Genomic DNA, 15,701 nt, shown 5'->3' with positions numbered 1-15,701 from the left:
TTCTAAAACTACACAGTTCACCTTTTATAAGTAAAATAAATCTATTATGTCTATTGAATATTACATAATTTGAAAACTACTTATTCGTGAGGTGTTGTATAGTTAATTTCTTGTGCCTTGTAACTTTCACCATGAGCTAATACATGAACGATGGTTTCCAATGTGGCACGTACAGTTTCAACAGCCATGCTTGGTTGATTTGGTTTATCCACCACTTGGGATGGCAAGTATGGGATGTGCATAAAGCCCGCCTTAATATTGCCCTTTTGCGCGGCATAGTGACATACACCATACATCAAGTGGTTGCATACGAAGGTTCCCGCTGTATTGGAGACCTTAGCAGGAATACCGTTTTGATGTAACGCATTGACGATATTTTTTATGGGCAATGTCGCAAAATAGGCACTAGGGCCATCGGCTACAACAGGCTCATCTTCCGGTTGGTTGCCCCCATTATCTGGGATGCGAAAATCGTCGCAGTTAATAGCAACGCGTTCCACTGTAATATCAGGACGACCACCTGCTTGACCTACACACAGGATAAAATCTGGTTGGCACTGTTCAGCTGCTGCTTTTACAGTATCAACAGATTTATAACGAATGGTAGGAACCATTTGTGTCACTACCTTGTAATCACCATCGGTATAACCATCCATTGTTTTGACCGCTTCCCAAGCCGGATTAATAGGTTCACCGCCAAATGGATCAAAGCCGGTAATTAAAATTGTTTTCATCACACTACCTCATAACGATATCTTATGGTTCATTAGAATAATCAAGCATGATACATAACCTTACAAGATATATCATATAGTTTCATAAGCATATCGTACTTTCACAAAAGGGTTAAATAAAGTAATACATTAATAGAATATTCAATACGAGCATGATTAATGCAATTGGAAGTTGTGCTTTAATAACGCCGTATTGGTCGCGCATTTCAAGGAGCGCTACCGGTACGATGTTAAAGTTGGCAGCCATAGGTGTCATCAAAGTACCGCAATAGCCTGCAAGCATTGCTATAGCACCGACAGCTGCTGGGTTCGCACCATGAGCTACAACGAGCATTGGGATACCGATGGCACTTGTAATCATCGCAAATGCGGCAAATGCGTTACCCATGATCATTGTGAAGATAACCATACCGATGCAGTAAGCCACAACAACGAGGAATACATTATCTGCTGGTACTACACTTGCGACTGCACTGGAGATAAGTTTACCAACGCCAGCCAAATTAAATAGATACCCAAGAGCCGCTAATAACTGGGACAAAATAGCAGTCCAACTGATAGCATCGATAAGTCGACGGCCTTCATGGAAACCTTGGTTAAGTTCGCCCTTTGTAATAAAAAGAGCAGCACACATAGCTATGATTGCGGCAATACCTAGACCAACAAGAGCGCCTAACTTAGTAAAGAAACCAATGAAGAATGTAATAATACCAACAAGTAACGCTGGTACGAAGATAACATTACCAATGCGAACCGCTTCGCCTTTTTTAAATTCAATAGGAGATTCAAAGTAATGGCCTTTGCCGAGTTGTTTTACTAATACAATAGCCGCCATAGCAATGACAAGCCAACCATTAATTTCCTTGGAGAGATAAGAACCAAAGATAAAGGATACGCTATATAAGAGCCAAAATAAGCCTGTACCAATGCGATATTTATGTTCTTTATCTAGAAATGATTGAATAGCAAAGATAAATAGAATAATCCCTACGAGAAGATATACGTAATCTAAGGGCTGCATTTTATAGAATATTTCTAACATATTATTCAGCCTCCTTCTTCAATTCTTCTGGTGTAACAAGAATATTTAACTCATTAGGTACTAATTTACCAGCTTTCATATCCGCTTCGTCACGAGCTACAGAGGCTTGAATTGTTTTATCAAAGATAATAAAGCGAATAAAGTTAACGATATAGGCACAAACAGCAGTTGGCAATCCATACAATACCATATCTGTTAATTCTACAGAATAACCTAATTGTTCCATAACGCCTTTGATGAGTAATAACCCACCAGCAGCAAGGAATAAGTTTTGACCGAAGAAGTTACCTATATTATCTGCAGAAGCAGCCACACCACGTACCTTATCGAGCGTACGTTGAGATACTGGACGGCCTTGAGCTACCGCAGCTTCACTCATAGGAGCAATCAATGGACGAACCATAGCAACCATACCGGACATGTTAATGCCAAAGGCTACAGTTACTTGACGCACAAATAAGTAAATCATAAAGATACGACCTGCAGTAGCAGCGTTGATCTTGCCAATCAAAATTTCTGCCCGTTCACGCAAGCCGTGACGTTCCATAAGACCGATAACAGGTAAAATCAAAATAAATAATGACATATAACGATTTTTAACAAAGGCCTCTCCAATAGCACCAACGATATCGTTAATACTGAGACCACCTGCAAGGCCCGTTACAAAGCCTGCGGCTACGACAACTAACAAGGCATTAAAGCGCAGCATCAGACCGATGACCATCACTAAAATACCAGACAAAATCAACATATGGACACATCCTTTCTACAAATCATCCATAACACATATAACCATAAAGATACGTTATATGTATATATTATATACTGAATAGTCATAATCTTACACAAAAAAATACCTTGTATCTAAATTTAGTGAATATCCCTGATCTGCGATCAGAGCATAAAACACTCAAATAGAGTACAAGGTAATTTACGTAATTAATATAACGCTTTCTTAATTAATTTAATTCTTTCTTGAATAATATAGTTGTATGCTGTTTTCCTCTAAAATGAACCTTATCATACGCCGTAAACCCAAAGGATTCATACATTTTAGGCAACCACGGATGCTCCTTAGCCGTTCCTAATGTAACAATATGTGTTTTAAACTGTTCTTTTAAAAGCTCCTCTGCATAGCCCAAGACTTCCCGTGCATATCCTTTGCCTTTGAAAGCTGGTGCCGTTACAAAATGAGCAATATGCGGATATTTATCCGGCGTTGAGTATTTCACCCAAGGCATACAAAACGTAATAGAACTAACTAATTGCCCATCAATATACAAGCCGTATACAGGATAATTTTCAATCCATTCCTTAGATTCCTCTTCCGTAAAATCAATAGCGTCGAAGCTAATGGGATAGTCTTTTATAGCTGCGTAACCATCGATTAATACCTTATGATATTCTGCTGTGTCTGCAACTGTTAATTGTCTAAATTCTTTCATGGTCTTTCCCTCATATCTATATTTTTATTCACAAGCTACGAATATTAATTCACTTTGTGAAAGTAATTATACACCTATATGTATTTATTTGCAATATAATTACATAAATATTATATGAAATTATAATATCTATAAAGAGGATCTCATATGGAGTGCCATAATATATACACAGAAGAAACTAATAACAAGATAAAACTATTGAGACAAATAAGTTATCAACTACGCCATATTGATAGATTTATATTACGTATTCTATTTTTAATCAAAAAGAATGACACCAACCATAAAATGATTGATGCCAAAGAATACTCATAAGATAAAATTGTAATATTTGACGGATAGCAAAAATAAATTATGTCTCCTTAATAATAGTATTATACATATAAGGAGACATAACTCAAAATCTTTTTAAAACACTTTTAAAAATATACGTTATAAATGATATATTTACGCCCTATCATTGGACATCCAATCACAATAAAACAGATTTTTTCTCATATGAAAATCTTTCGATTCTATTAACCGCGACCTTTAATAACGCGAACACGTTGAATATCAGGCGTACCATCTTTATGTTTAGAAATAGTATCTACTCTGATACGTTCAAGTTCTGGTTGGAATTCTTTAAGTGCTCTAACCATTTGATCATCGGCGACAGCACCGTTTTGAATAGCCCTGTAAATTAATGCAGCCATTTCATAACGAGTCATCATACGATCTCCACCAAATTTACCGTCTGGATAACCCACAATAATACCATTACCTGCTAATGTCGCCACATAGTCGTATGCCCAATGGTTTTCAGGTATATCTGGGAAAAGTTGCATCTTATCCAAATCCAAGGAGTTGAGCTGTTTCCCCTCAGAAACCTTCATGAGTATGCCCTTCACATTTTCAAGCTCAGCACGAAGATCTTTGATTTCTTTCGCCATTGCTACTCTAGAAGTAGACACATGATTGCCTTGACCGATTTTCATGCTAACACCAGCGTTCAACATATTTTCACCGCCGCCGAAGGAACCACCTACACTAAATAGAGTATCCTCATTTGGACGATAGAATGCACCGATTGAAGCTGCATGAGCATCTTTGTAGTTACCATAGCCTGCAGCGATATCCCATTTATCATCAGGATCGAAATCTAGAGGGTGAAGTGCTGCCAATGCGGCTGCCCCTGCACCAACCCTATTCATACGACTATCAATATTCTTGATATTTCCACCGATTTCTTTTAATTGACTTACATTAACGGCATCCGAATCAGACGTACCTGCTGCAACATTGGTGATTTTCTTATTACCTGCATTGATACCAGTTTCTGTGATGCTAGGACCATTCTTAATTGTCAAGCCATTATTGTTCATTACGGTATTACCAGTTGTTACAGATTTAAATGTCGGTGTATCGATTACAGATACTTTATAGTCTACACCACCAATTGCATTTGTCCCTTTAATTACGCTAATATTGTTACCTTCCGATACGGAAGAGTATTTACCTGCCCCATTAGCTACAGCCTTCAATTGGTCTTCTGTTGCCGCTTGACCACTAGTTATGTTAGCAGGGTCCCAGGTCTTATTAGTCAAATTATTCACTGTACCATCTGTGCCATTAACAGTTACTTTACCTGCTTGTATTGTTCCTCCAGAACCCTTAATAGAAATTTGCTTATTAGGATCTGTTCCAAGAGTAATATCATCATTGAGGTTTACTTTATAAGTCTTAGATCCATCATTATTAGTTATGGAAGTTACTGTTGTATTTTTACCATTCTCTAGTTTTGTTGTAGCACCAGCTACCGCTTTACTCAATTGACTCACATTTACTGCATCTGTAACATCAGTACCGTCAGCGACATTAGTAATCTTCTTTCCACCCGCATCGATACCAGTCTTAACAATCTTGGGACCACCATTAATAGTCAATCCATCAGTATTCATAACAGTATCACCGGTAGTTACGCTGTTCAAACCTTTCAAGTCCTTAGCTAGACGAACTTTTAAGTTGCTATCACCATCGGATATAACACCGATATTGTCATCAGTAGTCAATTTACTTACATCGGTAATACCACCGACTACATTCACTTGTTCGTTAAGTTTCTTCTTGATAACAGCGCCTGTATCACCGCCATACTTCATACCGTCATCTAAAGTTGCAACATCATGCTTGTCGCCATTCTTTTCTTCGATTACTAAGCGAGTAGTATTTTTGCCATCAATACCAGATTTTCCCTCGCCCCCCTTGATAGAAATAGCGTTATTACCATCCTTGCCATTCAAACCAATAGATCCATCTTTACCATTGATAACAACAGCTGAACCATCTTTACCGTTAACTCCAATGGAACCGTCTTTGCCATCAATACCTTTCTTACCAAGGACTAGATCATCATTTACATTAACTTTGTAAGGATTAGCAGCTGAGCCATCACCTTCAACAGTTGTATTTTTACCATCTTTAAGAATAGTCTTACCTGCTGCAATAGCGTCTTTCAGTTGACCAACATTTACTGCATCCGTATTATCAGTGCCAGCCGCTACATTAGTAATCTTCTTATTGCCTGCATCGATGCCGTTCTTAAGAATCTTAGGACCACCATTTATAGTCAAGCCATCCGTATTCATAACGGTATCGCCGGTAGTTACACTAGTCAGATTTTTCAATTCTTTTGCTAATTTAACATTAAGCGCACCATTTGCAGATACTACACCAATATTGTCATCAGACAATTTATTAGTATCGGCACCACCTTTGATATCTAACTGTTCACCTAATTGTTTATTGATAACAGTTGTATCGTCGCCTTTGAAGTTTAAGCCTTTTACAATGGTTTTATTGATATTTGTAATATCATTTTTATTATTTTTTACACCGTCACTAACATATTTTAATTGGTCTTCTGTTGCTGCTTGACCATGTACAACTGTAGGATTATCGATATCCCATATACGGTTAGTCAATTCATTTACCGTACCGGCGCCAGTTATTTTAACTATTCCCGCCTTAATATCACCTGTTGTACCATGAATTGTAACCTTATTTCCAGCTGTAATCGTACCAGTAGTACCATCTACAACGACTTGTTTATCAGCATCTGAACCGAGAGTAACCTTATCGCCTAATCCAACTGTATATTCTTTACCGCCAGCAGCGTTAACTCCTTCTGTAACGGTTACGTTAGCATCTTTAGCTTTTACAGTTGTTGCTTTGGCTGTACCACCAATGGCGGCATTTAATTGATCCACATTGACAGCATCAGTTCCAGCAGTACCTGCTGCTACATTAGTAATTTTTTGACCACCCGCATTCAAACCATCTTTATTGACATAAGTCTTCCCATTAATAGCCAAGCTACCATCAGGCCCTAAGTTAATATCTTTTTTAAGTTTAACATTTAGTTGAGTGCCATCAGATTCTACACCAATATTATTATCTGTCAAGTCCGCAGAAGCACCACCCTTAATAGATAACTTATCACCCAATTGCTTATTAATATCTGTACCAGTATCACCAGCGAAGTTCAATCCTTTTGCAATAGTAGTATTGATATTTGTGATATTCGTTGTATTCGTATCTTGTTGTACTTTGGATGCGATATCTGTCAATGTAACTTGTTTTTTATCGCCTTTATCATTAGCTACAGTCAATACCATGTTGCCATCACTGTCAACTTTATATTTACCTTGGCTATTTGGATCAGGGTTTGCTACCAAACGATAGTCCCCTTTTCCCACTTCGGTAAATACATTACTCAAATCGACATTGACTTTACCTGTATCGTTACGTTCCAATGTCAACATTTTACCATCATTGGATACACTACCACTTGTAACAAAGTTATTTTTAAGGCCTGTCACATTAGCAATCAAACCATTTGTACCAGTTAGATTTGCAATGCCATCACCATTAGCTTGATAAGTTGCGGTACCGCCGGTCACGTATTTATCCTTTGCATCAACGATACGGTTAATATCTCCGATATTAGCACCATTTGTAATTACATCTCCACCGCTAGCAACGCCTGTAATCTGTTTGTTCCCCGCATTAATACCATCTTTTACGATTTTTGGACCTCCGGTAATAGTCACACCGTCAGTATTCATAACCGTATTACCAGTTGTTACACTAGTCAGATTGTTAAGTTCTTTAGCCAATTTAACATTCAGCGTATTTATTCCATCAGATACTACACCAATATTGTTATCGCTCAATTTAGATACATCTGTTACCCCGCCAACAACATTAGTTTGTGCACCTAGTCTTTGAGTAAATTTATTATCCGTAGCTCCTGCAACCTTTACATCTCCTGCATACACTACGCCTTTATTCACTTCAGTATTCACCGCATATAATTGACTACCATTTATAGCATCGGTAGATGTAGCAGAAAGACGTCCAGCTGCTACGTTAGTAATGGTACGCTCTACTCCGGTCTTGCCAACACTTACTGTAGAAGTAGGATTAATGCCTGCAAAATTATGTATTTCTCCATTGACCGTTTCAGACGTAGTGCCAACTGCTGCTGCAGTTTCAGATCCAGAACCGATAGCTACAGCATTTTCATTCTTTGCATTTGCTTCATTACCGATAGCTACACCATTCTTTACTGTTACGTTAGCCTTATTACCTATCGCAGTACCATTTAATCCAGTAACAGAAGTCGAAGACCCTATGGCAGTGCCATCTACTGCAGTAACATTCGTGAGTCTACCAAGTGCCGTTGCTCCTAAAGCTTTTGCTTTGGCTTGATAGCCAACAGCTGCAGACTGCCCACTCGTAGCATTTGACCATGTTCCAATCGCCACACTAGCATCATCTTCAGCCACCGCATTCGTCCCCATAGCAATGGACCATCTTCCCTTTGCCTGCGCATTACCACCAATTGCATAAGCATAGGTATTTGTAGCTTTCGCTAAATTCCCCATCGCCAAAGAAGATTCTTCTTGAGCATGAGCAACGCTACCAATAGCAATAGCATGAGTCTTATCCGCTTTTGCGTCTCCACCAATAGCAGCAGCATATTCTCCAGAAGCTTTAGCATTTGCACCTACAGCAACTGCATTTTTAGCTGATGCATATGCTACGCCACCAATAGCAGTAGCATTTTGAGCCGTAGCATTTGAGCCTCCACCAAGAGCAGTCGAATATTGAGCTGAAGAATTGCTATGAGCACCTATCGCCAAAGCAACTGCACCTAAAGACTTAGCATAACCGCCTATTGCCACATTATTAGGATCAGATCCTGTCTCAGTTCCATTTCCCAATGACATACCTGATCCTGTTCCTTCAGGAATTACTGCATGAACAGTGTTCAATGGCAGTGCTATACTTCCCGCCAATGCAAGTGCACATAAAACCGTACACGCACTCATTCCACCACTTCCGCTGATTTTTCCACGATTATTAGCAAATTCCGAAACAACCACATAACATTTTTTCACCCGACTCCAAATGACTTTATAAATCCGGTTCATAACACTCCTCCTAAATTTTTTCTGTTACACTAACTAATTACACTAAAAATACACTATATATTAAGATAAAAGATATATACTCTCTGCCAAAAACACTCTTCAAAAACAGGTAAGTATATATTTTAAAATCATTATTACATTATTATTATAATAATAATTCAAGAACCCCAAAATCTTAATTATTATGCAATTCTATTTATAGTGCTAGAAAACAAAATAAGGCTACTTTGATTTGTAAAAGTTTCGCAGAAAAACCATATAAATCAAGGCAGTCTTTTTTAAATTTCATTATAACATAAAGAAAAACATCTGAAAAGGAACATAAAAGAGGCTTCGTCAAATATTGGGACATTTATCTCACAAATCTTTTTTGATTAAAAGTAGAATACGTATTCAAAAAAAACATATAAGATAATACAAAAGCATATTAGACAAAAAAACAGGATGTATCAAAAGATACATCCTGTTTTGAGCTTTTACAAACTCTAGAAAATTTAATCCTATTGATTATTGTATATACGGGAACCGTATACGTCACGTTCGTTTTTAGGTTCGTTGTTAACGCGAACACGTTCAGTTTTATGACGATCGTTATCATCACCAGAAATACGATCAACACGGAAGTGGTTAAGACGAATATTTTGTAATTCAGGACCGAATTCATTCAATGCACGTTTCATGTTTTCGTCAATAGGAGCACCATTTTGAAGTGCACGGTACAACATGGTAGCGAATTCGTAACGAGTCATCTTAACATCGCCTTTGAATGTGCCATCAGGGTAGCCAACAAGGATACCATTACCAGCCAATTGGCTAATATATTGGTAAGCCCAGTGGTTGCGAGGAACGTCTGGGAATTCAGCAGTTTTGCTTGGATCAATTGCATGTGGAGTCAAGATTTGTAACAAGTTATTATATTTGTTTTCCATATCTTGAAGACGTGCGTTCAATTCAGCAATTTCACGCCCCATAGCTACGCGGGAACGGGATTCAGGGGAACGTTTACCAAGACGGATGGATACACCTGCGTTCAATTGAGTTTCGCCAGTACCTACAGTGCCACCAACGGAGAACATTGTATCTTCGTTAGGTCGGTAGAATGCGCCCAATGCAGCGGAGTTAGCATTATGGTAGTGACCATAACCAGCAGCAATTGTCCATTTGTCATCTGGGTTGAAGTCCAATGGATGCAATGCAGCCAATGCAGCAGAACCTGCACCTACTTTATTAACGCGTCTTTCAACAGTACCAACACGACTAGTCAAGTTCTTAATATTATTATTAATTTGGCCAGGTGTGGAATTGTTGATTTGTGTTTGTAAATCATTAGCTACGGAATATAATTGGCTACCGTTTACAGCATCTGTAGAAGTAGCGGAGATTTCTCCAGCCGCAACATTTTTAATTTGACGTTCAGCACCAGCTTTACCTACAGACACGGAACCATTAGCTGCAGAACCTACGCCAGCAAAGCCACCAAAGGTATGACCAGCGATGGTTGCACTACTTTGAGCTGTAGCTTCACTTGTAGTAGAACCTGTGCCTAATGCGATAGAGTTTAAATGTGTTGCATTTGCATGATCACCGATCGCCATAGCGTAGTCAGCTGTAGCACTCGCATCAGAACCAAATGCATTAGAACGCACATTAGTTGCCTGTGCACCAGCGCCAAATGCTTGAGCATGATCACCAGATGCAAGGGCAGAGGAACCCATAGCAACAGAATGATTATTAGTTGCTTGTGCGCTAGAACCAATCGCATTAGATTTATAGCCAGACGCTAGTGCTTCATAGCCAATAGCTTGTGAGCGAACTTCGGAAGCCTTTGCACGAGTACCAATAGCGGTAGACCATGTACGTTGTGCTTCAGCAGAATGACCAATAGCAATAGATTCATTCATCAACGCTTTGGAAGAATTCCCCATTGCTAATGCAGAGGTACCTGCTGCAGTATTGTTAACACCTATAGCGACAGAATTACTTTTCCAGTCACCAGTTCTCTTTGTAGCATCATCTGGCTCATTTTCATAATCACGATCACGGAAGTTTGCATCAGATTCTTTTACGGTATTACCACTACCATACGCAACTGCATTATTAGCACCTGTAACAACATTAGTGTTGTCCATTACAACAGAAGCAGCGTCTACTGGATTAACATTCGCACCAACAGCAGTGACAGCAGCCAATACAGCAAATGCTAATTTTTTGGAATGTTTCATTTCTCTCATTTACACCCTCACTAAATTAAAAAATTATCCAAATTACAATACAATTTTTCATTCTCTCTATGTTCCGTCTCTCACCTCGGTCTGAACAGGCGCATATTCTAAATTAGCATAAAGAAATACCCCTAATCAGTTTAAGAAAAATTTATATTGTCGATTACCCGCATAGCATATCAAAGTTTTACGATATACACAACCCTTTTTTCTAACACAAACCAAATTACCAAGTCTTTATACCTATCAAAATCCGCTTTATTCCTAGCTTTACAGGGAAATAAATTTTACTCATTATTTCCCCTTATGAGTTAATTTTTTCGCAACTTTGTAAACTTTTCTCATATAACAAACTGTATAACTTATAAATAAATAACCACCTTATAAGTACGCAAAATATACCTTATATCCTCATTAATTCACATTCACACTTAATTCATGAATTATATGTGAGTTAAACTGTTTTGTATATTTAATCAACAACTTAACATTTTATTATAATTTTATATTTCTATAGCGCCAGTATCTATCAATGCAAATCGGTGCCCCAAAAAACGCTAACGAGAATGTTATGAGAATAAACATGACAAATACAATTTATATTGACTAATATTTTATGTATATGTTTAAAAAAAGAAGGCCCCTATTCTTCATGAAAATACCCCTTTTACTGATTATCCAGTAAAGGGGGTACATATCAAAAATAGGGGTTTTATAACAAGAATCTTTCTTTATTATATGTAATTATGCTAATAAGGCGCTTACAAGTGCTTCTGCTTTATTAAAATCGGATTCTTCTGGGTTCCAGTTGCATTTGATTTCAGGTTCTACTACAGAGAATCCATATTTAGTCAACTCTTCACGGAGTACCTTTGTAGATTCACCAGACCAACCATAGGTACCGAATACAGCGGCTTTTTTATTTTTAAATTTCAACTCACGCAAGAAATCGAGCCAACCAGCTACGGAAGATAATACGCTATTACCTACTGTTGGAGACCCTACAGCAATAGCTTTAGACTTAAAGACTTCTGTCATGATGTCATTTTTATTGGTTTTACTAATATTGAAAATCTTAACACGTGTATCAGGGGATTGTTTCGCAATTTCTTCAGCAATCTTATGTGCCAACTTCTTGGTGCCGTCCCACATAGTGTCGTATACTATTGTGATTTGATTCTCTTGATATGCTTGCGACCATTCATAGTATTTTTCTACGATTTGCATTGGATTTTCACGCCAAATCGCTCCATGACTCGTAGCGATGATATCGATTGGCAAATTAAGCTTTTGAATTTCTTCAACTTTAGCTTTTACCAATGGAGAGAACGGATTCAAGATATTCGCGTAATACTTCATCGCCTCTTCCCATAGACGGCATTGATCGGCCTTATCTGCCCATAATTCCTCTACGGCAAAATGTTGACCAAATGCATCGTTAGAGAACAAGATATTATCCCCTGTCATATAAGTCGCCATGGAATCAGGCCAGTGGAGCATGCGCATTTCTACGAACACCAAGGATTTTCCGTTTCCAATATCTACGGAATCCCCTGTTTTAACGGTTTTAAAGTTCCATTCAGAGTGATGATATTGACCAACCAAGGACTTAACAGCATTTTCTGTACAATAAATAGGCGTATTAGGGATTTTTTCCATCAATGCAGGCAAGGAACCGCTGTGATCTACTTCGCCGTGGTTACATACGATAAAATCAATCGTATTCAAATCAATTTCAGATTCCAAGTTATCGATGAACTCAGAGGAATGAGGTTTCCATACAGTATCGATGAGGACCGTCTTCTCCTCTTCAATCAAATAGGCATTTTGGCTAGACCCATTATTAATGGTGTAATCAGAACCGTGAAACTCTTGCAATTCCCAGTCGATTTTACCAACCCATGATACGTTGTTTTTAATGTGCTTTCTCATAATAACCTCCATGTTCTGTGAAAGTAAATATACTCACCTCATATCTTTTAATGAGTCTATAAAGGCCCACAGATGAGAGGCGCAACTTTCACCGGTATTACCCAATATATGGCCCCATGTTGTATCAATAGATACAACACAAATCGGTCATTAACTATGGTTCTATTATACGGACATCACATAATGAAGTCTGTACCTGTAGGTACAGATTTGAGAATTATTATAAAAACCACTCATAGGTAATCACATGCCGTACATTAGTACACATCGATTTCCCATGAGTGGTTACGAGTATATGTAATTATATGATTATTTATTACCCGATTTAGATAGTCCAGGGATAGCTTTATAGATATATAATGCAATATATCCATCAACCAAACTATGAACGATGGTGCCGCCGCCTACAAGAACAAATACAACGTAGATGAGATCAATGTTTGGCATCGTAGTTGTAGTATAGAACAATAGGCATGCTAGTACCTCACCAATAGCGTGAACGATAGCACAAGCAAGGTTAAACGCAACAAAGGATAGAGCCCCTGTTAATACGCCTGGATGATGTTTAATATAGTAAGCCCCCATCAAGGCAAAGATGATATGAGATGCAGCACGCATAACGATAACAAGTGGGAAGCCTGCTACAAAGAAGCCGAGCGTAGAACCTATGACAACACAAGCTGCCATCTTACGAGATAAGAACATGGCCAGGAATATAGGAACATGACTCGCCAATGTATACGATGCCGGTGGAATCACAACTTTCAAAGGCATCACAATAGGAATCATAATGGCTAATGCCATCAATAAAGCAGTAATGGTTAAATTTCGATACATCGAAGAATTCATAAAGGCCTCCTTAAAGAATATCTTGCCATACATCTACCAATATAGCACTCTAATATATGAAGAGCAACTACACATACCGCTAGGCGTCCCACAAAAAAGAGAGGGCCTTACAACCCTCTCTTATTTAATTAGACAAATATATTATAATATCTGTATTTTAACACTTATGGTACGATTTTGAAAATGACGTAACTCACGTTAATAACTTTGAGGAATCTTAATTCATTGCTTTTATAAACGTTCGATTACGGCTTGTGCCATTTCTGTGGTACCAACTCGTTTTAAGCCTTCGCGGTAGATATCTCCTGTACGGTAACCATCAACGAGCACTTGTTCTACAGCTTTTTCAATAGCGTCAGCCACTTGAGGTAAATCAAGGGAGTGACGGCACATCATAGCGGCAGACAAGATTGTGCCCAATGGATTCGCCAAATTTTGGCCCATGATGTCTGGTGCGGAACCGTGGATTGGCTCATACAATGCTGTGCCTGTACCCATGGATGCAGATGGTAAAAGCCCGATAGAACCAGAGATAACCGCGCCTTCGTCGGACAAGATATCGCCGAACAAGTTTGTCGTAACGATAACATCGAACTGAGCAGGATTTACAACAAGTTGCATCGCTGTGTTATCCACATAGAAGTAATCTGTTGCAATATCTGGATTAGCAGCCGCTTTCTCTTGCGCGATTTTACGCCACAAACGAGAAGACGCCAATACGTTTGCTTTATCTACGGATACGACCTTTTTGTTACGTTTACGAGCTGTTTCCATAGCGATATCCATGATGCGTTCTACTTCATAACGGCTGTATGTTTCTTTATCCCAAGCGAACTCATTAGCACCTTCACCTTGTGCCTCTTCACGTTCACCGAAATAAATACCGCCAGTTAACTCACGAACGATAACGAAATCTACATCTTGTACGAGCTCCTTTTTAAGCGGAGAATACTCTTGCAAAGATGGATAAATTTTTACAGGACGCAAGTTACAGAACAAACCAAGCTCCTTGCGAAGACCTAGGATTGCCTTTTCAGGACGGATAGACGGATCTACATTATCCCATTTAGGACCGCCAACAGCACCAAGCAATACAGCATCAGCATTTTTACAAGCCTCGATAGTATCCTCAGTCAAAGGCACGCCGTATGCATCAATAGACGCACCGCCCGCTTTCTTATCAATCCAATTAACCTTTATACCGGCTTTCTCAAAAGCCACATCACACACAGCCTTCGCTGCAGCAATAATCTCAGTACCGATACCATCACCGGGGATCAATACGATATTCTTTTCGCTCATCTTACCTCTCCAATATATAGTAAATACTCATAGATGAACCACAACCCCATCAGCTTTTATTCCACTATTTAATTCTATATGCCGGGGTCGAACCTTCACACTCTCGAGAGGCGAATGCTCGTCGAAAACGACTTTGGCCCTGCGGAGGCCGCAGGCCGAAGTCAGACCCGGCCAGTGGAGGCTTGAGATGAGTGTTCGGCTCGCCCCTATTTGCGGTTTTTCGCAAAGTTCACAAGACCGCCAGCTGCCGCAATGTCTTGAATGAATTGTGGCAATTCAGTCCCTTGGTATTGTTCGTTTTTCGTCAAGTTGTACACGATACCTTTAGACAAGTCTACGCCTATAGCATCGCCTGCATCGATACGATCAACTTGTTCACCGATTTCCACAACTGGTAAACCGATGTTGATAGCATTACGGAAGAAGATACGTGCAAAGGAGTGTGCTATGATAACAGGCACGCCTTTGGCTTTAATAACGCCCGGTGCATGTTCACGAGAAGAACCACAACCAAAGTTTCTACCAGCTACCATGATTTCGCCGGCTTTCACATTAGGAGCAAATGTTGTATCAATATCTTCCATCGCATGTTCAGCCAATTCGTTCCAATCAGCAATCGCCAAGTAACGAGCCGGAATGATTACGTCTGTATCTACATCGTCGCCGTAGCGCCAGATTTTCTTGCTTTCAAAATCCAT

10 protein-coding genes are annotated in these 15,701 nt (G+C 39.0%); all 10 read right to left on the bottom strand.

Annotated elements, in window-relative coordinates:
- Positions 1-80 precede the first annotated feature (80 nt).
- The 10 genes from pcp to PK1910_RS08390 all read right to left on the bottom strand — a co-directional run bounded on the left by pcp (position 81) and on the right by PK1910_RS08390 (position 15,701).
- Entirely contained in the window at positions 81-734 is a 654-nt protein-coding gene (gene pcp, locus PK1910_RS08435) for a pyroglutamyl-peptidase I (RefSeq protein WP_287511597.1), read from the bottom strand.
- A gap of 112 nt (positions 735-846) precedes the next feature.
- Positions 847-1,776 carry a DUF979 domain-containing protein gene (locus PK1910_RS08430; RefSeq protein ID WP_004697680.1) on the bottom strand — a complete coding sequence of 310 codons (930 nt, stop codon included), beginning with the start codon at positions 1,774-1,776 and terminating at the stop codon, positions 847-849.
- 1 nt (position 1,777) lies between these two features.
- Positions 1,778-2,527: a DUF969 domain-containing protein gene (locus PK1910_RS08425; RefSeq protein WP_004694268.1), complete on the bottom strand. Its 750-nt coding sequence runs from the start codon at positions 2,525-2,527 to the stop codon at positions 1,778-1,780.
- 208 nt (positions 2,528-2,735) lie between these two features.
- Positions 2,736-3,221, bottom strand: coding sequence for a GNAT family N-acetyltransferase (locus PK1910_RS08420; RefSeq protein ID WP_004694271.1), 486 nt, complete (start codon positions 3,219-3,221; stop codon positions 2,736-2,738).
- Between the two features lie 518 nt (positions 3,222-3,739).
- A complete protein-coding gene (locus PK1910_RS08415) occupies positions 3,740-8,698 on the bottom strand; it encodes an ESPR-type extended signal peptide-containing protein (protein ID WP_287511596.1) in 4,959 nt (1,652 codons plus the stop codon).
- Positions 8,699-9,198: 500 nt separating this feature from the next.
- Positions 9,199-10,929, bottom strand: a complete 1,731-nt coding sequence (locus tag PK1910_RS08410) for an S-layer homology domain-containing protein (RefSeq protein WP_195213557.1) — start codon at positions 10,927-10,929, stop codon at positions 9,199-9,201.
- 735 nt (positions 10,930-11,664) lie between these two features.
- Positions 11,665-12,852, bottom strand: a complete 1,188-nt coding sequence (locus PK1910_RS08405) for an oxygen-binding di-iron domain-containing protein (RefSeq protein ID WP_024062044.1) — start codon at positions 12,850-12,852, stop codon at positions 11,665-11,667.
- Positions 12,853-13,161: 309 nt separating this feature from the next.
- Entirely contained in the window at positions 13,162-13,701 is a 540-nt protein-coding gene (locus PK1910_RS08400) for a hypothetical protein (RefSeq protein WP_012863703.1), read from the bottom strand.
- A 231-nt stretch (positions 13,702-13,932) separates the two neighbouring features.
- Complete coding sequence (leuB, locus tag PK1910_RS08395; RefSeq protein WP_128114085.1) at positions 13,933-15,003, bottom strand: 3-isopropylmalate dehydrogenase; 1,071 nt, start codon at positions 15,001-15,003, stop codon at positions 13,933-13,935.
- 206 nt (positions 15,004-15,209) lie between these two features.
- Entirely contained in the window at positions 15,210-15,701 is a 492-nt protein-coding gene (locus PK1910_RS08390; protein ID WP_287511593.1) for a 3-isopropylmalate dehydratase small subunit, read from the bottom strand.

Origin of the sequence: Veillonella parvula (genome assembly GCF_036456085.1) — a bacterium.
Classification (GTDB): domain Bacteria; phylum Bacillota; class Negativicutes; order Veillonellales; family Veillonellaceae; genus Veillonella; species Veillonella parvula_E.
This window is presented reverse-complemented; position numbering and strand designations above follow the sequence as displayed.